Annotated in this window: 16 protein-coding genes and 1 pseudogene; 7 read left to right on the top strand and 10 right to left on the bottom strand. The window is 71.1% G+C overall.

The window, feature by feature from the left end; translation table 11 throughout:
* The gene (locus NYF13_RS04555; RefSeq protein ID WP_315654352.1) at positions 1–2,595 is read left to right on the top strand and encodes a CHAT domain-containing protein; all 2,595 of its coding nucleotides are present in this window, start codon (positions 1–3) and stop codon (positions 2,593–2,595) included.
* A gap of 105 nt (positions 2,596–2,700) precedes the next feature.
* On the opposite strand, the gene NYF13_RS04550 is transcribed toward NYF13_RS04555, so the two are convergent.
* Together NYF13_RS04550 and NYF13_RS04545 are read right to left on the bottom strand one after the other, a co-directional pair.
* Positions 2,701–3,459 carry a polysaccharide deacetylase family protein gene (locus NYF13_RS04550; protein WP_315654351.1) on the bottom strand — a complete coding sequence of 253 codons (759 nt, stop codon included), beginning with the start codon at positions 3,457–3,459 and terminating at the stop codon, positions 2,701–2,703.
* Positions 3,460–3,540: 81 nt separating this feature from the next.
* Positions 3,541–3,993: an SRPBCC family protein gene (locus NYF13_RS04545; protein ID WP_315654350.1), complete on the bottom strand. Its 453-nt coding sequence runs from the start codon at positions 3,991–3,993 to the stop codon at positions 3,541–3,543.
* A gap of 74 nt (positions 3,994–4,067) precedes the next feature.
* On the opposite strand from NYF13_RS04545, the gene NYF13_RS04540 reads away from it, so the two are divergent.
* The gene (locus NYF13_RS04540; protein ID WP_315654349.1) at positions 4,068–6,032 is read left to right on the top strand and encodes an FUSC family protein; all 1,965 of its coding nucleotides are present in this window, start codon (positions 4,068–4,070) and stop codon (positions 6,030–6,032) included.
* A gap of 133 nt (positions 6,033–6,165) precedes the next feature.
* On the opposite strand, the gene NYF13_RS04535 is transcribed toward NYF13_RS04540, so the two are convergent.
* The 4 genes from NYF13_RS04535 to NYF13_RS04520 all read right to left on the bottom strand — a co-directional run bounded on the left by NYF13_RS04535 (position 6,166) and on the right by NYF13_RS04520 (position 10,103).
* Positions 6,166–6,411, bottom strand: a complete 246-nt coding sequence (locus tag NYF13_RS04535; RefSeq protein ID WP_315654348.1) for an antitoxin — start codon at positions 6,409–6,411, stop codon at positions 6,166–6,168.
* Positions 6,412–6,491: 80 nt separating this feature from the next.
* Entirely contained in the window at positions 6,492–7,475 is a 984-nt protein-coding gene (locus NYF13_RS04530; RefSeq protein ID WP_315654347.1) for a prephenate dehydrogenase, read from the bottom strand.
* A 22-nt stretch (positions 7,476–7,497) separates the two neighbouring features.
* A complete protein-coding gene (locus NYF13_RS04525) occupies positions 7,498–9,504 on the bottom strand; it encodes an NADPH-dependent 2,4-dienoyl-CoA reductase (RefSeq protein ID WP_315654346.1) in 2,007 nt (668 codons plus the stop codon).
* A complete protein-coding gene (locus NYF13_RS04520) occupies positions 9,501–10,103 on the bottom strand; it encodes a PadR family transcriptional regulator (protein ID WP_315654344.1) in 603 nt (200 codons plus the stop codon). The genes NYF13_RS04525 and NYF13_RS04520 overlap by 4 nt, the downstream gene beginning before the upstream one ends.
* A gap of 113 nt (positions 10,104–10,216) precedes the next feature.
* Between NYF13_RS04520 and NYF13_RS04515 the strand changes: the two genes are divergently transcribed.
* Complete coding sequence (locus NYF13_RS04515; RefSeq protein ID WP_315654343.1) at positions 10,217–11,146, top strand: patatin family protein; 930 nt, start codon at positions 10,217–10,219, stop codon at positions 11,144–11,146.
* Positions 11,147–11,190: 44 nt separating this feature from the next.
* A pseudogene (locus NYF13_RS04510) lies at positions 11,191–12,031 on the top strand (IS5 family transposase).
* Between the two features lie 27 nt (positions 12,032–12,058).
* Here the strand turns inward: NYF13_RS04510 and NYF13_RS04505 are convergent.
* The gene (locus NYF13_RS04505; protein WP_315654342.1) at positions 12,059–12,907 is read right to left on the bottom strand and encodes an SAM-dependent methyltransferase; all 849 of its coding nucleotides are present in this window, start codon (positions 12,905–12,907) and stop codon (positions 12,059–12,061) included.
* 57 nt (positions 12,908–12,964) lie between these two features.
* Positions 12,965–13,438, bottom strand: a complete 474-nt coding sequence (locus tag NYF13_RS04500; RefSeq protein ID WP_315654341.1) for a MarR family transcriptional regulator — start codon at positions 13,436–13,438, stop codon at positions 12,965–12,967.
* A gap of 154 nt (positions 13,439–13,592) precedes the next feature.
* Between NYF13_RS04500 and NYF13_RS04495 the strand changes: the two genes are divergently transcribed.
* The 3 genes from NYF13_RS04495 to NYF13_RS04485 all read left to right on the top strand — a co-directional run bounded on the left by NYF13_RS04495 (position 13,593) and on the right by NYF13_RS04485 (position 17,294).
* On the top strand, positions 13,593–14,555 hold the full coding sequence (locus NYF13_RS04495; protein ID WP_315654340.1) for an alpha/beta hydrolase: 963 nt from the start codon (positions 13,593–13,595) through the stop codon (positions 14,553–14,555).
* 138 nt (positions 14,556–14,693) lie between these two features.
* Positions 14,694–15,905 carry an alpha/beta hydrolase-fold protein gene (locus tag NYF13_RS04490; protein WP_315654339.1) on the top strand — a complete coding sequence of 404 codons (1,212 nt, stop codon included), beginning with the start codon at positions 14,694–14,696 and terminating at the stop codon, positions 15,903–15,905.
* 642 nt (positions 15,906–16,547) lie between these two features.
* A complete protein-coding gene (locus tag NYF13_RS04485) occupies positions 16,548–17,294 on the top strand; it encodes a DUF4383 domain-containing protein (RefSeq protein ID WP_315654338.1) in 747 nt (248 codons plus the stop codon).
* Positions 17,295–17,447: 153 nt separating this feature from the next.
* On the opposite strand, the gene NYF13_RS04480 is transcribed toward NYF13_RS04485, so the two are convergent.
* Both NYF13_RS04480 and NYF13_RS04475 read right to left on the bottom strand, forming a co-directional pair.
* Positions 17,448–19,124 (bottom strand): lyase family protein, encoded by a 1,677-nt coding sequence (locus NYF13_RS04480; RefSeq protein WP_315654337.1) that lies wholly within the window; start codon positions 19,122–19,124, stop codon positions 17,448–17,450.
* Between the two features lie 222 nt (positions 19,125–19,346).
* A complete protein-coding gene (locus NYF13_RS04475; RefSeq protein ID WP_315654336.1) occupies positions 19,347–19,886 on the bottom strand; it encodes a DinB family protein in 540 nt (179 codons plus the stop codon).
* Between the last annotated feature and the right edge of the window lie 62 nt (positions 19,887–19,948).

Raw genomic sequence — 19,948 nt, 5'->3', positions numbered from 1 at the left:
GTGCCCGCGCCAGTGCCCGTTCTCGACCGCGTGACCGCCGCGGTGAGCGATCTGTTCAAGCGCGGGCGCGCGGCCGCTTCCGATCAGCGCCCGACGGCCGCGGTGCGGCTGTTCCGGCAGGCCCTGTCGTCGATCGTGCGCGTGGCGGAGCCGGAACCCGAACTGCTGGAGCTGCACACCAGGGTGCTCATCAGCCTGGCCGCGGCCGAGGCGGAGGTGACCTCCACCGAGGCCGGGCTGGCCCACCTGCAGACGGCCGAGACAGCCCGGCTCCGGCTGCCCGAGTGCAGTACCCGGGCCGAGCTGCGGCTGATCGTCATCATCCAGCGCGGCGTCGTCCTCATGCGCGCCGGGCGGTTCCGGGAATCGCTCGCGGTCTACGACGCCGTGCTGCCGGCCATCGAGGCCGAATTCGACGACAAGGGGTTCACCCTGGTGCGCGGGCTCAACAACCGGGCGCTGGTGCACATGGCGATGAACAACCCGGACGCCGCCCAGACCGACCTGGAGCACGCGCTCGCGCTGGCCGTCGAATACGGGCACACCCTGCTCGAAGGCAAGCTCCGGCAGAACCTGGGTGATCACGCGCAGCTCGTCGGCGACGTTCCCCAGGCGTTGTCCAGTTACGAAGAAGCCGCTCGCATCCTCACCACGGAATCACCCGGCTCGCTGCCGCTGATCCGACTCGACCAGGCTCGCGCGCTGCTCACCGCAGGACTCGGCGAAGAGGCCGCACGCCACCTCGACGAGGCGCTGCCCGCGTTGCGGGACAACGGTTCCGGCCAGTACATCGCCGAGGCCGAGGTCGCCCGAGCGGCCGCCGCGCTGCTCGAAGGCGATTTCGCGCTGGCCCGCCAGTTCGCCTCCGCCGCCCGTCGCCGCTTCCTGCGCCGGGGCAACCGGACCTGGGCCGAGATCGCGGGCCTGGCCCGGCTGCGCGCCGACGTGCACAAGATCCTCGCCGGTGACGGCGCGAAGTCGACGCCGCGGCTGCCCCGCGAGCTGGTGGCGCTGGCCGAGCGGCTGGCCGCCCTCGGCCTGCGGGACGAGACCGCCGTGGCCCGGCTGCTGGCGGTCCGATTGTTGTTGCGGCGCAAAGAGATCACCGAGGCGGCGGCCGTACTGGCCCGCGTGCCGAAGCCGCGCGCGACCACTCCGGTCGACCACCGGATGCTGCACCGGCTGTGCCGCGCCGAACTGGCCGTGGCCACGGACCGGCCGCGTTCGGCCCTGGCGCAGGCGCGCGCGGGCCTGCGTGAGCTGGGCATGATCCGCGACCGGATGGGCGGGCTCGACCTGGTCTGCGGCACCGCCGTGCACGGCGCGGAACTCGGCCGGCTCGCGATGCGCCTGGTGCTGCGGCGCGCGCGGCGCAACGCGGCGGGTGCGCGCCGGATGTTCGCCTGGCTGGAGCGAACCCGCGCGCAGGTGTACCGCTACGAGCCTTTACCGGTGATCGAAGACCCGGCGCTGGCCCGGAACATCACCGAGATGCGCCACCTCCAGCGCCGGATCCAGCGCGCCCGGCTCGAAGGCGAGCCGGTGAAGGCGCTGGAGCAGAGCTACGCCCACCTCCAGCAGGAGGCGAGCCGGCTCGGCTGGCACACGAGCAAGTGGGGCCGCCCGCGCCCGGTGGCGACGCCGGACGAGGTCGTGCGGCACCTCGGCGAACGCGTGCTGGTCAGCCTCGTGCCCCACAACGGCCAGTTGTACTCCGTGGTGGTCGACCGCGGCACCTTCCGGCTGCTCAAGCTCGGCCCGCTCGCCGACATCGTCGAGACCGCGACCCAGCTGCACGCGGACCTCGACGCCCTCGCCCCCGACCTGCTGCCGCCTCCGCTGGCCGAGGCGGTCGGCGCGTCCGCCCACGTCCGCGCGGACAAACTGGACCGGCTGATTTCGGCGTCACTGGTGAAGACCCTGGACGACCGTGAGCTGGTGATCGTCCCCATCGGACAGTTGTACGCCATGCCGTGGGGGGCGCTGCCCTCGTTGCGCGGACGCGCGGTGTCGATCGCGCCTTCGGCGACGGCGTGGATCGCGGCCAAACGTCGGACCGCCGAGGGCCCGGTGCTGCTGGCCGGTGGGCCGGGCGTGCCGGGTTCGGTCGGTGAGGTGAGCAAACTGCGCTCGGTCTACCCGGACGCGCGCCTGGTCGACGGCCCCGGCGCCACCAGCCACGCCGTGCTCGCCGCCCTCGACGGAACCCGCCTGGCCCACCTGGTCGCGCACGGCGCGCACGAGCCCGCGAACGCCCTGTTCTCCCGGCTGGAGCTCGTGGACGGCCCGCTGTTCGCGCACGAGACGTCCCGGCTGGAACGGCCGCCGGAAAGCGTGGTGCTGGCCGCTTGCGAACTCGCGATGAGCCACATCCGCCCTGGTGAAGAGGCCCTCGGCTTCGCCGGGACACTGCTGGCCCGCGGCTCGCGCACGGTGATCGGCGCCGTCGCCCGGGTCGGCGATCGCGCCGCCGCCGACACCATGGCCGATCTGCACCGCCGCCTCGCCACCGGCACACCCCCGGCCCTCGCCCTGGCCGAAGCCATCGCCATCGACCCGCTGCGCCGGCCGTTCGTCTGCCTCGGCGCGGGCTGAGCCTCCGGGGTCGGCTGAAGGGGTTCGACGCTGTGGCCGAACCGCCGCCTCTCGATGATTCGGCCGAGGAGGGTCACATCCCGATCGAAGCCGGCGGGCCGTGGCTCAGCCGAGGAAGTCGGCCAGCGGCACCGGGGTCAGACCGTCCTTTTTGGCCTGGGCCAGGAACGCTTCGTAGTCTTCCTTGAAGGTCTTGCGGAAGTGCATCAGCACGATGTCGCCGGGGCGGAGCTTGTCGCCGGACTGGAACTGGACCACGCCGTCGTTCACCGAGGCGGACCAGAGCACCGACACGCGCATGCCGCAGTTCGCCGCGGCCAGCAGGGTGTTCTGGTCGAAGTTGCCGAACGGCGGGCGGAAGAGGGTGGGGCGGGTGCCGAGCCCGGCCTTGAGCTCGTCGGCGTCGTCGCAGATCTCCTTCTGCTGGAAGGCGAGCGGCTTGCCCTTGAGGTTCGGGTGGTTGACCGTGTGGTCGCCGAGCACCGCGCCGGTGGAGTCCAAAATGGCCTTGAAGTAGTCCTCGTGCCCCTTGACGTACCGCTCGTTGAGGAACAGCACCGGGTGCCCGGCGGAGTTCTTGATCTCCTCGAGCGCGGACGGGTCCTTGATCGCGCCGTCGTCCATGGTGATGAACACGTACGGCTTGTCCGTGGTGATGCGGCGGACCTGGCCGACCTTGCCGTCCTTGATGGCCGGGGCCTTCGCCTGCACGGTGCCGAACGGGTAGGGGCCGCTGGGTTTCGGCGCCGTCGCCGGGGCCGCGCCCGGCGCGGGGTTCGGCTGACTCGGTTGTTCGGCCGGCGAAGAACAGCCCGTCAGCGCCAAAAGCCCCACCGCCGCCACAACCAGACAACGCCGCTTCATCCCGGATCCCCTCCCGTAGCCCACATCCGGGAGACGCCCGGCTTGGCCACGGGTTGTCCACTGTGGTTCAGCGCACCCGCGTCACCGCCCGTTCTCGGCCGCTTTGACCAGTTGTCCCGAAAGCATCCGGATGAACCCGCCCAGCGCGGCCTTCGTGATCGGCCCGGTGCCGGGCGCCCCCTCGGTGAACGAGCCGCTCCAGCGCAGGTCCGTGCCGCCCGCCGCGTTCGGGGTGAAGAGCACTTCGGCGCGGTAGTCCTTGAACGGCGCGGGGCTCGCCATGGTGTAGACGTGCCGCCGGTCGGGTTCGTACTCCAGCGTCCGCTCGCGCACCAGCACCGGCCCCAGGCCGATCTCGCGGATCGCGCCGACGCCGCCCGCGTCCCCTTCGCCCCGATCGGCCCAGCGTGACCGGGCGATCAGCGGCCGGGCCCAGGTCGACCACAGCGAGCCGTCGCTCTCCAGCCGGAACAGCGCGGCGGGGGTGGCCCGGCTCACCCGGTTGACCTCGAACGAATAGCGGCGACCCGGCATCGACGACCTCCAGCGACAGCTTGTTGGCGATAAGATAATTAATCGCTCCGTTCAGCGTAGGTCAAGATGGGGGCGTGACGCGCCCCGACTTCGCCGCTCCCCACTGGCTGGTCCAGCTCCTGCGCCCGAAACCGGTGCCCGTCCCCTGGAACATGGTGGTCCGCGCGGTGATCGCCCTGGCCACCCCGCTGGCCGTCGCGTACGCGGCGGGGGACATCGCCGTCGGCGCGCTGATCTCGACCGGTGCCCTGCCGGCCGTGCTGTCCGAGGCTGCCGGCCCGTACCGCTACCGCGCCCGGAGGCTGGGCGGTGCGACGCTCGCGGCCGCCGCGGGCTACTTCATCGGACTGGTGACGGGCGGTTCGCCGGGCTGGTCGATCCCGGCCGTGGTGCTGGTCGCGGCCGGCTCGGCCCTGATCAGCGCGGCGGGCAGCAACGCGTCGGTGGCGGCGCTGCAGATGTTCGTCTTCTGCGTGCTGGGCACCGGCCAGCACGCGACCGGCCTGCGCGTCGAGGTGCTGTTCGGCTACTTCTGCGCGGGCGCGGGGTGGAGCCTGCTGGTCGCGCTGGTGACCTGGACGGTGCGCGCCACCAGCTCCGAGCGCACGGCCGTCGCGCACGTCTACATCGAGCTCGCCGCCATGCTGTCGGCCACCGACGAGCCGACTTCGCGCGCCGCCCGCAACCAGCTCACCACGGCCATGAACACGGCGTACGACCGGTTGCTGACGGCCCGCTCCTGGCTCTCCGGCCGGGACGCCGCGTACCGGCAGTTGCTGAACCGGCTGTCCGCCGCCACCCCCGCGGTGGAAGCCTCGGTCGCGCTGGTCAACGCGGGCCGCCGCCCGCCCGGCGACGTCATCGAGTACCTCACGGGCGCGGCGGCGTCGGTGCTGGCGAGCCGGCCGTTGCCGCCTCCGCCGCCCGCGCCGGAGGAAGAAGACCCCGACCCGGTGCTGAAGGCCCTGTACGCGGGTATCGAGCGCATCGAGAAGGGTGACGACCGACAGCGCGGCCAGACCGTTTCGCCGTACCGCCGGGTGCGCGAGTGGGCGGGTTCGCTCATTTCCGGTCCGCTGACCTGGGTCGCCGCCCTGCGGCTGACGGTGTGCGTGGCGGTGGCCGAGGTGGTGGGGCTGGTGGTGCCGTTCGAGCGGACGTACTGGATCACCCTGACCGTCGGCGTGATCCTGAAGCCGGACTTCGGCTCGGTCTTCGGCCGCGCGGTGCTGCGCGGGCTCGGCACGGTGGCGGGCGTCGGCCTCGGGGCGGTGGTGCTCGCGGCCGGTGCGCGCGGCTGGCTGCTGGTGGTGCTGATCGCGCTGTTCGCGGGCGGCGCTGCGGTGGGGAAGGTGCGCAACTACGGCATGCTCGGCACCTTCGTGACGCCGTTGATCATCCTGCAGATGGACCTCGCGCACACCGGTAGCTGGGCCGTGGTCTTCGCCCGGTTGGCCGACACGGTCACGGGTTGCCTGATCGTGCTCGTGCTCGGCTACCTGCTCTGGCCGGGCTCACGACGCCCGCAGGTGGGCGGCCGGCTCGCGGACAGCTTCGACACGGTCGCCTCCTACGTCCGCTGTGCGCTGGTGGTCGCGTCTTCGGGGGAGGCGCGACTGGCCCGTTCGCGCGCCCGCCGGTCCGCCTACCGCGCGCTCTCGGACCTGCGCACGGCGTTCCAGCAGGTGATCGTGGAGCCCTCGCCGGCCGGGCGGCAGGCTGTGGCGTGGTGGCCGGTGATCACGGGTCTGGAGCGGGTGACGGACGCGGTCACCGAGGTCGGGGTGACCCTGGGCCGGGGCGTGGCGCCGCCGTCCTCCGCGGACGTCGAGCTGCTCACGGCCGCGCTGGCCGAGCTGGGCACGGCCGTCCGCGAGCAACGCGAGCCGGCCTCGGTGCCGCTACCGGACGGTGACCAGCTCTCCGGCGTGGTCGACCAGCTGAGCGCGACCTTCGACGCGGTGCGCGGCCCGGACCTGGTGGAACGCACCCCGTCCCGGCTGGTGCGGCGGTTCCTGCCCTACCACCGGCGCACCTGAACCCGCACGGGATCGCTCACCGGATCCGGCCGGTCTTGCACGGCGCTTCGATTGCCGCCGACCGGATCGGCGGCCCGCCCGGCCCCATCCGGTCGCGCCGCAGTGGTGAGGCCGGGCTCGGCCGAACGGGGACCTACGGCTGCCGCGGCGGAGCGGCCGGCGGCTGCCCGCCACCCTCACCGCCGTCTTCGGGCTTGCCGCTGAACTTGTCCAGGAACTCCTTGGCCTTCTGGACCCCGCCGTCGATCTTGGAGTCCTGGCCGTCGACCTTGGACTTCGCGAAGCCGGCGGCCTTGTCGAGGCCCTCCTCGATCTTGTCGCCGTGCTCGCGCAGGGCGTCCTGGGCCTTGTTCTTGATCTCGTCGAAGTTGATGCCCATCACTCGCTCCCCAATCCGGATCCAGAAGGATCCTCATCCTTCACACCGGCCCGTCGCCAGGCAAGTCGGCGGCGGGTGGGTCAGTTGACCTCGCCCACGGCGATGCCCTCTTCCAGGGACAGGGACGTGATGCGCCCGCCGCGTTCGCCGAGGGCGATGAGACCGTCGCGGGCGCCGCTGGAGGACAGGGTGATGCGGACGCCGGAGCGGGCGGCGTCGTGGGCGGCCGACAGGGCCAGCGCGCCCTCGTGGCCCGCGTTGATCGTCGCGGCCAGTCCGCCGGTGGAGGCCAGTGAGCCGCGCGCCGCGCCGAGGCGGCCGAGGGCCTCGTCGACGATCGGGAGCAGGGCTTCGCGGTTGCCCTCCGTCATGGCTCGGACCAGCTCGGGCGCCGTGCCCGCCACACGGGTGCCGTCGCGGTAGGAGCCCGCGGCCAGCGACATCGCCAGCGGGCCGCCCTGCGCGCCGATCGTCGCGAGGATCGCGGCTAACAGGTGCGGCAGGTGCGAGATCCGCGCGACGGTCTCGTCGTGCGAGTCCGCGGGCAGCGGCACGGCGAACGAGCCGACGTCCAGCACCAGCCGGGTGACCTCCGCCCAGGCCTCGAGATCGGTGTCCTCCTCGACGCAGACCACCCAGGCCGCGTCCTGGAACAGCGATTCCTCACCGGCCAGCCAGCCCGACTCGGCCGTCCCGGTCATCGGGTGCCCGCCCACGTACCGCGTGTACGGCGCCCGCCGCCGGACCGCCTCCAGCATCGGGCCCTTCACGCTGACCACGTCGGTCAGCAGGCAGTGCGCCGCGTGCTGCGCGACCAGCCGCAGCAGGTTTTCGACCGCGGGCAGGGGCACGGCCAGCACGACCAGCGCGTCGGCCGCCGCGGCCCGGTGCAGCGCGGCCTCCGCGTCGGTGGTCACGTCGTAGCCGGCGCGGCTGGCGGCGTCGGCGTCCACTTCGGACGCCGCCGCGCCCCACGTCGTCCTGCCGCTCGCCGCCGAGGCCCGCAGCAGCGAACCGCCGATGAGCCCGAGCCCGATCACGCATACGTCTCGCACGGGGGTCATCCTGCCAGTGCGCGCAACCCGGTCACAGTCTGGTCGCGAGCCGTGTCCCCTGGTCGATGGCGCGTTTCGCGTCCAGTTCGGCCGCCCCGCCGGCCCCGCCGACCAGGTGCACGGGCATCCCGTCCAGCCCGGCCACCAGATCCCGCACCGGCTCCTGACCGGCGCAGACGACCACGGTGTCCACCTCCAGCAGCCGCGGCGCCCCGTCGACGGTGAGGTGCAGCCCGGCGTCGTCGATCCGCTCGTAGGCGACCCCGGAAAGCCGCTCGACGCCCTTTGCCTTCAGCGCCGCCCGGTGCACCCAGCCGGAGGTCTTGCCCAGTCCCGCGCCGATCGGTCCCTTCTTGCGTTGCAGCAGGTAGACCTGCCGCGGCGACGGTGCGGGCCGGGCCTTCGCGAGCCCGCCGGCGGCCCGCTCCGGATCGGTGACGCCCCATTCGGCCATCCACGCCTCGCGGTCGAGGGCGGGGGAGGAGGTGTGCGTGAGGAATTCGCTCACGTCCACCCCGATGCCGCCCGCGCCGATCACCGCGACCCGCTCGCCGACCGGCTTGCCGTGCCGGACGACGTCCACGTAGGACAGCACTTTCGGGTGATCGATGCCCGGCAGCGCGGGCACGCGCGGGGTGACGCCGGTGGCGAGCACCACCTCGTCGAACCCGGTCAGCTCCGTCGCGGTCACCCGCCGGCCCAGGTGCACCTTCACCCCGGTGACCTCCAGCCGCCGCCGGTAGTAGCGGACGGTCTCGGCGAACTCCTCCTTGCCCGGGATCAGCCGCGCGATGCCGAACTGGCCGCCGATCTCGGGCTCGGCCTCGAACAGTTCGACGCGGTGGCCCCGCTCGCCCAGCGTGGTCGCCGCCGCGAGCCCGGCCGGACCGGCGCCGACCACCGCGACGTGCTTGACCCGTCGCGTCGGCGCCAGCGTCAGCGTGGTCTCGTGGCCCGCCCGCGGGTTGACCGTGCAGGACACGGCCTTGCGGCGGAACGCGTGGTCCAGGCAGGCCTGGTTGCAGGCGATGCAGGTGTTGATCTCGTCCTCGCGCCCGGTCTCGGTCTTGCGGAGCCACTCGGGGTCGGCGAGGAACGGCCGCGCCATCGACACCAGATCGGCGGCTCCGCTCGCCAGCGCCTCCTCGGCCACCTGCGGCATGTTGATCCGGTTCGAGGTGACGACCGGGATCGACACGTGCGGCTTCAGCTTCCCGGTCACCCAGGTGAACGCCGCCCGCGGCACCGAGGTGACGATGGTCGGCACCCGCGCCTCGTGCCAGCCGATGCCGGTGTTGATGATCGTGGCCCCCGCCGTCTCGACGGCCTGGGCCAGCGCGACCACGTCGTCCCAGCTCTGCCCGCCGGGCACCAGGTCGAGCAGGGACAGCCGGTAGATGATGATGAAGTCCGGCCCGACCGCCTGGCGCGTGCGCCGCACGACCTCGACCGCGAACCGCCGTCGCTTCTCCGGTGTGCCGCCCCAGCCGTCGGTGCGCTCGTTGGTCCGCTCGGTCAGGAACTGGTTGATCAGGTAACCCTCGCTGCCCATGATCTCCACGCCGTCGTACCCGGCTTCACGCGCGAGGGCGGCGCTGTCGGCGAAGGCGCGGATCTGCCGCCGCACGCCGTAACCGGTCAGCGAACGCGGCCGGAACGGGTTGATCGGCGCCTTGATGCTCGACGCGGAAACGCTCAGCGGGTGGTAGGAGTACCGCCCCGCGTGCAGGATCTGCAACGCGATCTTTCCCCCGGCCTCGTGCACGGGCGCGGTGAGCTGACGGTGCTGCCGCGCTTCCGCCGGGGTCGACAGCTTCGACGCGAACGGCAGCAGCCATCCCGCCCGGTTCGGCGCGAACCCGCCGGTGACGATCAGCCCGACCCCGCCCCGCGCGCGTTCCGCGTAGTACTCCGCCAGCTCGGGGAAGTGCTTGGCGCGGTCCTCCAGACCGGTGTGCATCGAGCCCATGAGCACGCGGTTGCGCAACGTCGTGAAGCCCAGGTCGAGCGGGGCGAGCAGGTGCGGGTACGGCGTCATGACGGGTCCTTGTCGTGGTGGGACACGGTCTTTTCGGCTGGCTTCGCCGGTGCGGCCCGCCCGGATCCGGCCGGGTTCAACGCGGCCAGGACCTCCTCGAACCACTCCACCTGCCCCTCCTCCGCGCGGACCCCGCCGCGCAGCACGAGGTACTGGTGCAGCGCCTGCCCGCTCAACTCGGCCGGCGCGGGGAAATCTCGCTTTTCGATCTGCCGGTACGCATCGAGGCGCTCGGCGTGCCCGTCTCGGTGGCGGCCGATCTCTTCGGCGACCGCGCGCGCGTCGCCGAAGGACGCTCCGCGGATCTTCACGGCCAGCTCCTGCGGGCTCGAGGACGGATCGGGCTCGGCCAGCCAGCGCCGCAGCTCGGACTGCCCGGCCGAGCCGACGGTGTAGACCTTCTTGTCCGGCCGCCCGTCCTGCGCGACGACGTCCACACCCACCCAGCCGGCCTCCTCCATCCGCTTCAGCACGCGGTAGATCTGCTGGTGGGTGGCGCTCCAGAACAGGCCGATGGACTTCTCGAACCGACGCGCCAGCTCGTAACCCGAGCCCGAGCGTTCGGACAACGAGACGAGGATCGCGTGCTCCAGGGCCATGCCGTTCAGGATCATATGCAACTAGTTGCAGTGCAACCAAGTGCAATCCACGTCACCCGGCCGGGTGGGGCAAATCGGGTCGACGAACCGCGCGAAACGACCAGGATGGGAGGGTGCACCCGGTACTCGAACTCATCACCGAACGACTGGCGACGGGCAGTGGGCCGGGACAGCGGACGGACTCGCGCCGCCTCGTGCTCGCGATCGAGGGCGGCAGCAGCCGCGGCACCTACTCCAGCGGAATGGTGCTGGCGCTCGACGAACTGGGCGCGACCCCCGCGTTCGACGCGGTCTACGGCTCCTCCGCCGGCGCGCTCAACGGCGCCTGGCTGCTCTGCGGCCGATCGCAGACCGGGGTGCGGACCTGGTGGAACCCCACCGTCATGCGGCGGATCATCAACCCGCTGCACACCCTGCGCGGGCGCGCGGTGATCGACCTGGAGTACCTCGTGCACCAGGTCTACTCGGTGCTGGAGCCGATGGACTTCCCGGCCATCCTGGCCAACCCGGTCGGCTTCCACCCGCTGGCCACCGACGCGGACACCGGCGAGTCCACCGATCTGCACCCGTTCATCGACGACGTCGACGCGATCAAGACGGCGCTCGCCGCGTCCTCCTGCATGCCCGTGCTGGCCGGTCCGCCGATCGTGATGGGCGGGCGCCGGTTCGTCGACGCGGGGGTCGCGGAGCCGCTGCCGTTCCGGACCGCACTGGCCCAGGGCGCGACCGACGTGCTGGTGCTGCGGACCCGCCGCGAGGACGAGATCCCGCTGCCGCCCCCGCGCGTTCAGGACGTGGTCGTGCCCCGGTTCCTGCGGCGTCAGGCCCCCGGCACCATCACCGCGTGGCGCGAGCAGTACGAGCGCGACCTCGAAGACGAGCGGCTGCTGCGCGAGGACCCGCGCCTGGTGAGCGTCCGCCCCCCGGCGGGCTCCCCGGACGTCGGCGCGCTGGAACGTGACCCCGCCGTATTGCGCCGCGCGGTCGAGTTGGGCCGCGAAGCCGTGTACGAGGCGCTTGAAGTGCTGCGCAAGGCTTCCTAGCGCCTGTCCTCAAAGCGGTGGGTGATCTGCTGTGATTTTCGGCCGTGGTGTGTAGGCGTGAGCTGACTGACGAGCAGTGGCAGGTCATCGGGCCGTTGCTGCCGGCATCGGGGTGCGAAGGGGTGTCCGCGGGTGGATGACCGGCGGGTGATCGACGGGATGCTGTTCACGGCCAAGACCGGTGTCGCGTGGCGGGACTTGCCGGGACGGTACGGGTCGTGGAAGACGGTGTGCCACCGGTTCTGGCGCTGGTCACGCACCGGGACCCTGTCTGCGCTGGTGGCGAAGGTGCACGTTCCCGCCGAGGCGGTCGACGAACCCGACCGGGAAGTGCCGGTGGATTCCAGCATTGTGTGGGCGCATTAGCACGCCGCCGGTGCCCGCCGTGCATCGGTTCCCCACCCAGGGGGCGAGCGGGTCCTGCGGCGGGCAGAGCGAGCCAGGTGATCATGCCATCGGCCGGTCCCGCGGCGGGCTCACCACCACGATCCACCTGGCCTGCGACGGTCACGGGCGGCCGCTGCCGGTGGTGCCGACCGGCGGCAACGTCAACGACTGCACCCAGTTCATCGCAGTGATGGCGGGTGTCGAGTTCCGTCGGCCGGCAAGGGCTACTCCAGCCAGGCCATCCACTCCTCCCTGCGCCGACGCCACATCCCGGCAACCATCCCCGAACGCCGGGATCAGCAAGCCAACCGGCTGCGCCGGGGCCGGGCCGGTGGACACCCACCAACCTTCGACCGCGTCGCCTGCCAACGCCGACACGTTGCCGAACGCTGCGTCAACCGACTCACGCAGTTCCGCGCCATCACCACTCGCGTCGACAAGACCACCACCTCCCATCGGAGCATGATCGACCTGGCCACCCTGCTCACCTGGCTTTGAAGCAAGGCTTCCTAGCCGCGGGCCGCGTCAGAGCGACGGTTTGCGGGCCACCCCGCCGATCACGCGGGACTCCGAAGGAGTCTTCGCGAACACGGTGTCCTTGTCCGGGTGCCAAGCCGGCGCGTACACGAGGCCGGGGTTCAGCAGCGGCCAGCCGCCGAAGAAGCGCTCGAACTCCGCCAGCGTGCGCAGCACCCCGGGGTTGGTGGTGGACTCGTAGTACTCCAACAGGTCGTTCAGGGCCTGGCGCTCGTCCTCGTCGACCGGGTTCTCGTTGGTCATCTGCGAGAGCACCAGCAGGGAGCCGGGGGCGAGGCGGTGGCGGTAGTACTCCAGCAGACCGTCCGGGTCCTGGTCGTCCTTGATGAAGTGCAGCACGGCGTTGACGATCAGCGCGACCGGCCGGCGCACGTCGATCACGTCGGAGTCCATCACGCGGTCCCACAGCTGTTCGGGCTGCAGCAGGTCCGCGGCGATCGCCTCGTGGCGTTCCGGGTCGGCGGTGTCGGCGAGCAGGATCTGGGAGTGGGCCAGCGCGACGGGCTCGTTGTCGAGGTAGAGCACGTGCACGTCGTGCTCCGGGCGTTCGTCGTCGGCGATCTCGTGCACGTTGCCGGCCGTCGGCAGGCCGGAGCCGATGTCGACGAACTGGCGGATGCCGAGCCGCACGCACTCGCGCACGGCGCGGCCGAGGAACTGGCGGCTGGTCGTGCAGTAGTCGCCCATCAGCGGCAGCCGCGCGCGCACCTTCTCCGCGAACGCGCGGTCGATCGCCCAGTTCGTCGTACCGCCGATGAAGTAGTCGTAGACCCGGGCCGCCGACGGCAGGTCGAGGCTGCTGTCCACCGCGCGCAGGGCTTCGTCTCGTTCGCTCATGACTGTCCTCACCATTCGCGTCGCGGCTCATGCTAGCCACGGCGCGCGTGGGGGAAATCAGGCCGGGCTGAACGACTCCCGGTAGGCGTTCACGGAGGCGGTCAACTGGTCCATCGAAGTGCGCATCCGGCCCAGCGTCCGCGGGTCGAAGCCCATCGCGGCACCGATGTGCGAGGGGATCGCCTCGGCCTTCGCGCGCAGAGCGACTCCGTCTTCGGTGAGGGAGATGCGAACGGACCGCTCGTCGTCGGGCTGGCGGTCACGGCGCACGAGGCCGGCTTTCTCCAGCCGCTTGAGCAGTGGCGAGAGGGTGCCGGAGTCGAGGTTCAGCGCGGCGCCGAGTTCCTTGACCTGCTGCTGGTCCTGCTCCCACAGCGCCAGCATGACCAGGTACTGCGGGTAGGTGAGGTCCAGCGGTTCGAGTAGCGCGCGATAGAGCGAGGTGACCGCCCGCGACGCGGAGTACAGCCCGAAGCAGAGCTGGTCGTCGAGCAGCAGCGAACCGGCTTCGCCGTGGTCCTGGTCGGTCATGGGGATCCTCCGTTCCCTGCTGTAACGCTCCATGTTCCCGAATTCGGCCTATCGGCGCAACTCAAGTGCCTTAGATCTCATCGTGTCATTTTAAGTTGTGCACAATCAATCTGGGAGATACGTTCCCGACATCACCCGTACCGAGGAGGCAGAGATGACCGCCAACCCGAGGAACCTCGCTCTGGAACCGGCCGCGCAGACGTTCGCCGAAGCGACCGACCAGCCGCCGTACCTGTTCCAGCTCCCGCCCGCCGAAGGCCGCGCCGCCGTCGACGGGGTGCAGGACGGCGAAGTCGCCATGGCGCCGGCCGAGATCGAGGTGCTGACCGTCCCAGGAGGACCCAACGGGGACGTGGAGGTCCGCGTCGTGAAGCCCGAGGGGGTGACCGGAGACCTGCCGGTGCTGGTCTACATCCACGGTGCCGGCTGGGTTTTCGGCGACTTCCACACCCACGAGCGGCTGGTCCGCGAGCTCGCCGCCGGCACCGGCGCGGCCGTGGTCTTCCCCGAGTACAGCCGTTCGCCCGAGGCGCGTTACCCGGTCGCCATCGAGGAGAGCTACGCCGCGGTCAAGTGGGTCGTGGCGCACGGCGCGGACCAGGGACTCGACGCCACGCGCATCGCGATCGCGGGGGACTCGGTCGGCGGGAACATGACGGCGGCCCTGACCCTGATGGCCAAGGAGCGCGGGGACGTCCGCTTCCTGCAGCAGGTGTTGTTCTACCCGGTCACCGACGCGAACTTCGACACCGAGTCGTACCGCGAATTCGCCGAGGGCTACTTCCTGGCGCGCGACGGCATGAAGTGGTTCTGGGACCAGTACACGACCGACGAGGCGCAGCGCGCGGAGATCACCGCGTCGCCGCTGCGGGCTTCGCTGGAGCAACTCGCCGGCCTGCCGCCGGCGCTGGTGATCACCGGCCAGGCGGACGTGCTTCGCGACGAGGGCGAGGCGTACGCGGCCAAGTTGCGTCAAGCCGGAGTCGCGGTGACGGCGGTTCGCTATCAGGGCATCATCCACGACTTCGTGATGGTCAACGCGCTGCGCGAGACGCACGCCGCCGAGGCCGCCATCGCGCAGGCGATCACCGTGCTGCGTCGGGCTTTCGTGCACTGAAACCGCAGGCCAACGCTGGGTGGACCCCTCTCGTTTTCCTGTGACGCGAGTCACCTGATCACAACGAGGGGGGTCCCTCAAACGTGTATTAATCAGCGGGTCCCGTCCTCCGGACACGCGCCCTGGTGGAGGTTTCCCGTGCATCTGAGCAGCATCCGGCTGGACTCACCGGTCGAGCTGGTCGTGGTCGCCGTGCTGGCGGTGCTGGCCATCATCGCCGTGCCGTGGTTCTGGGACCGCTGGAGGAAGCACAAGCAGGCCGGGCGCAGTTTCACCGTGCTGACCGCCGTGGTGCTGCTGGTGGTCGGCCTGGGGCTGGCGGGCAACCTCATCGGCGGCTTCTTCCCCACGCTCGGCGCGCTGGTCGGCACCGGGGCGTACGCCAACGACGGCACCGACGCCGAGGGCGGCGACAACGGCGCGGACCTCGACCTGCTGCGCGACGCCGGCGCGACCAAGGCGAAGAACGGCAAGGGCACGGTCGTGCACATGAAGGTCACCGGCCGCCGGACCGGGCTGACCCGGGACTCCGTGGTGTACCTGCCGCCGCAGTACTTCGAGCCGGCCTACCGCTCGCTGCGGTTCCCGGCGATCGAGTGGATCCCGAACTACCCGTCGGGGCCCGAGATCGCCGACATCTACGGACTGCCGGACCGGCTCGACGCGGCCATCAAGAAGCGCGCGATGCCCCCCACCGTCGTGATCGTCCCGGATCCCACCGGGACGCCGAAGGTCGGGCACGACACGGAATGCGTCGACGAGGTCGACGGCTCGCCCAACGACACCTACCTCTCCGCGGACGTGCGCGAGTGGGCCATCCAGCGCCTCGGCCTCAACCCGGACCGGCGGGCGTGGACCATCGCGGGCTGGTCGTCGGGCGGGTACTGCGCGTTGAACATGGTGACGCGCCACCCGCAGTGGTTCGGCCAGGCGGTCAGCGTCGGCGGGTACGACCGGGCCCAGGGCAACGACGGCCAGACCGACGACCTGTTCCACGGCCGTCGTGACATCGACGACGCGAACAACGTGAGCATCAACGTCCGCCTGCACCCTTCGCCGGTGGACATCCTGGCGGTCGCGGGGAGCCAGGAGCACCCCGAGACCGCCGCGATCGGGAGGATCCGCGCGGCCGCGCAGTCGCCCGTACGGGTCTACTCGTGGGAGATCCCGGACGCGGGGCACAACATGAACACGTTCAAGGTCCAGCTGCCCGACGTGCTGGCCTGGATCGGCGAGCGCATCCCGGCGCCGACCGCGGTCGGGCGGCCCGTGGACATCAGCGGCGGGGTGAAGCCGTGGCCCCTGCCGTCCGCGGGCGCACGCGGCGGGCTGACGGCGACGCAGGAGTGAGCCGGCCGGTCCGGGGTAGCGAATTCTCGACCACCTTCGTGATCTGCCGTTCCACGGCGTCGTAGCCGACCGGCCGCGGGTGCTCAGCACGACGACGACGTGGCGGTTCTTCTCGATCGGGCCCGGAGGCGTGGAGCATCCGGGCCTTTATCGGCGTGGGCGGGCTTGCCTCTTCGGGCGGTGTCGCCTGGCTGGCCTTTGCAGGCGGTGTCGATGTCGGCCGGGGGGCCTTTGCGGGCGGTGTCGGCGTCGGCTGGGGGCCTTTTCGGGCGGTGTCGATGTCGGCCGGGGGCCTTCGCGGGCGGGGCTTGGGCGTTGACTGGAGGGTCACTGCAGGCGGCGTCGGCGTCGGCTGGTGGGCCTTTGCGGGTGGCCTTGGGCGTTGACCGGTGGGTTGCGGCGCGCGGTATCGGTGCCGACCGGCGGGGCTCCGCGGGCGGGCTTGAGCGTCGGCCAGCGGGTCGCGGCAGGCGGTTTTGGTGTTGGTCTATGAGCTTCTGTGGGCGGGCATCGGCGTTCTACCCGGGCTTTTGCCCGTGGCCGAGGACCGGCCCGAGTCCGGGGTTTCGCGCTGGGTGACGGCGGGGTATCCCTCGGGCGCGGCTGCTGCCGTCACCTCATCATCGGGAAGGACGAGAAGTCATGGATCGTGCGAACGGAGCCCGGATCCGGGTGGAGGGCCTGCAGCCGGCGCAGGTTCTGGCCGGCCTCGTGGCTGTGGTGTTCCTGGTCTTCGGCATCATCGGGTTCACCAAAACCGGTTTCGGTGACTTCGCCGGCCACCACGACGCGGGCTTCTGGCGGTTCTCCGCCAACCCGATGAACAACCTGGTGCACGTGGTGACCGGTCTGCTCGGTCTGGCCCTGGCGTTCGGCTCCGGCCGTGCGCGCGTTTTCGGCTGGCTGCTGTTCCTCGGCTACGGCGTGCTGTTCGTCTGGGGCCTGATGATCACCGGCACGATCACCACCAACCCGTTCGCCAACGCGGGCAACCCCCTCGACCTGACCGCCGCGGACAACTGGCTCCACCTCGGCATCGCGGCTCTCGGCCTGTTCATCGCCGTTCTGCCGGCTCGCCGCCGGGTCCGGATCCCGGAGGAGCCGGTCGACCCGGGTGTGCCCACCCGCGCTGACACCGTGCATTCGGCTGACACTATCGGCTCGGCTGACACCGTGCGCTCGGCTGACACCGTCGGCCCGGTCGACACCGCCGCGGACCCGACCGTCCGCACTGGCGACCCGGTGGTCCACGACTCCGGTGCGGTCCGCGGTCCGCGCGCGACCCAGGAGACCGGCGCGGGAGTCCGCGAGCCGGCCGCTGCACCGCTCGACAACCCCGTCGCCGCTCCCGCGCCGCGGGAAAAGCGTGGCCCGGGATTGGCGCACTAGGCTTTTTCGCACGAAGCCTTTTCGTCTCAGGTCTTCGAGGTCCGGCAACCGTTTCGGTTGCCGGACCTTTTTTCGTCTTCGCCTCCCCGAGATGGCAGCCCCGCCTTCAGAAGGATTTCGACCGCATCACACCTGAAGGATCATCCGCGGCAGCTACCTTCCGTCACCTTCGAGGGCACGATCAACCATTCGCCCGGCCGCGCCGGTGTACTGCGCGGGGTCGAGCAGATCGGTGAGCTTCGAGGCGTCCAACACGGCGGTCACCTCGGGCAATTCGGCGATGACGGCACCCAGCGGACGGTTTTCCTCGATCGTTCGCGCGGACGCTTCACCGAGTACCTCCTTCGCGCGCGCCTGGCCGAGCAACGGTGCAAGCGTGGCGGAAAGCCGCTCGGACAGGATCAGCCCGTGCGTGAGTTCGAGATTCGCCGCCATGCGGTCCGGGTGCACGACGAGGCCGCGCACCAGTTCGACGGCCGTGTGCGCCGCGCCACCGGTCAGGCGCAGGCATTCACGTAGCAGTTGCCATTCGGCCTGCCAGACGCCGGCGGACCGCTCGTCCTCGGTCAGCCCGGCCTGCGTCACGCCCGCGGCCAGCACCGGCACCTGCAGCGCAGCCGAGCGGATCAGCGCGGACCGCACCGGATTGCGCTTGTGCGGCATGGCAGACGAGCCGCCGCCCGGCTCGGTGACCTCTCCCAGCTCGGTACGCGTGAGTGTGAGGACGTCGACCGCGATTTTGCCCAGAGCGACCGCTGCCCTGGCCAGTACTGCGGCGAGGTCGGCAACCACCGTCCGGTTCGCGTGCCACGGCAGCGCCGGTACGGCGAGACCGGTCTCTTCGGCGAACGCGTTGACCAGCCGCTCGGCGTAGTCGTCGGACCCGTCGCCGTACGCCGCAAGCGTCCCAGCCGCGCCACCGAGCGAGACGGGAAGACCCGTGTCGAGCACCCGCCGCACGTGGCCGGCGGCATCGAGCACTCCTTGCCGCCAGGTCGCGGCCTTGAGCCCGAACGTGGTGGGCACCGCGTGCGCGGTGAGCGTGCGCCCGGCCATCGTCGTATCGCGATGCACCCGCGCCAGCTCGCCGAGCGTGCGCCCCGCCTCGTCGAGGTCGTCAGCCAGCACCCGCAACGTCCGCTGCGCGACCAGCATCATGGCGGTGTCGACGATGTCCTGACTGGTAGACCCGCGATGCACGTGATCCGCCGCGGCCACGTCCACCCGGCCGACTGCCTCAGCCAGCACCTTGACCAGCCCGACCACCGGATTGCCGGTCGCTCGCGCTTCCCGCGCCAACGCCGTGACGTCGACACTCGCTGCTCCTCGAAGCGACTCCGCGCCAGTTCCCCGCTCGACCGCGGCAGGTCCCGGCTCGTCGGCCTCAGCAGATTCCGGTCGTTGAACCTCGGCCGCACCAGATACGGGCGTGTCGACCTCCTCCTCTACCTCATGCTCATCCCTTCCTACTGCCTCGCTCCCAACCTCGATTTCGACTTCGACCGCTGCCTGCCGGCCGACTTCCGTCTCAGTTGACGCTTCCGCGCCCACTTCCGTCGTGGGCGGCACCTGGCTGCCGATTTCCGCCGCGCTCGATGTGCGGCCACCGATGTTCGGCGAGGCCATCGTCGGTTCGCCGAGTTGCCGGGCAACCGCGGTGATCACCTCCGCTGCCCCCGCCGGGACGGTGCCCAACCGGGCCTGGGCCCGGGCGAGCGCGGCTTCGGCATCCAGCATGGCTCGCAGCCAAGCGCGGTCTCCGGTACTCGCCTCGGCCGGCGTCCCGGCCCGTACCGGTGACAACAACCCGGAATCAGGATCGGCGGTCATCCGCCCAGCATCGCACGCGTCCACCGGACCAGCCCAGACCCGCGCGATCAGCCCTCGCCACGATCACCTCCGTCTCCCGACTCGAAGCACCCTCCGAAGCGGACTCAGCAAGCCTCGGCGCCTAGACGAAAGGCGCACCAGCCGACATGCCGGCGAACCGGCGAGGTCCGGTCCTCTGCACGTCACTCGCGCATCCTGCCGCCGAAGGCAATCCGCACTACTTCACTGGCCCACCGCCCCGTCGATCGCCTCGCGGAGAAGGTCGGCGTGACCGTTGTGGCGGGCGTACTCCGCGATCAGTGACATCAACATCCAGCGGAGCGTGAACGGATCACCGGTGCGCAGCGACGTGCCGCGTTGGTCCAGTGACTGCGCCGACGCCACGATTTCGCGCGAACGAGCGCATTCCGAGCGCCAGACCGCCAGTGCTTCCTGGGCGTCGCCGTCGAGCGAATCCATGTCCTGGTCGGGGTCTTCGTCGGAGTAGTACAGGATCGGGACGTCCTCACCGGCGAACTGCTGTCTGAACCACCACCGTTCACACCCGGCCAGGTGCCGCGCCAGGCCGTGCAGCGAAAGGGTGGATGGCGCAACGGCGCGCGACGACAACTCGTCTTGCCCGAGCCCTTCGCACTTCAACTCGAACGTCCGGCGGTGCCAGTCCAAGAAGGCCTCCAATGATTCGCGTTCCCCGGCCAGCCGGGGGATGGGCTCCCGATCGCCGGGGGTGACAGTCGGGGAATGAGCGGGTGCGTTGGTCATGCTCAGCACCCTCTCATCCGGCACCGACAATTTCGGAATCACGATCTGATCTGTCCATAAGG

Origin of the sequence: Amycolatopsis sp. PS_44_ISF1, from assembly GCF_032335455.1 — a bacterium.
Lineage (GTDB): Bacteria > Actinomycetota > Actinomycetes > Mycobacteriales > Pseudonocardiaceae > Amycolatopsis.
The sequence above is the reverse complement of the archived record's forward strand: the minus strand, read 5'-3'. Positions and strand labels throughout refer to the sequence as shown.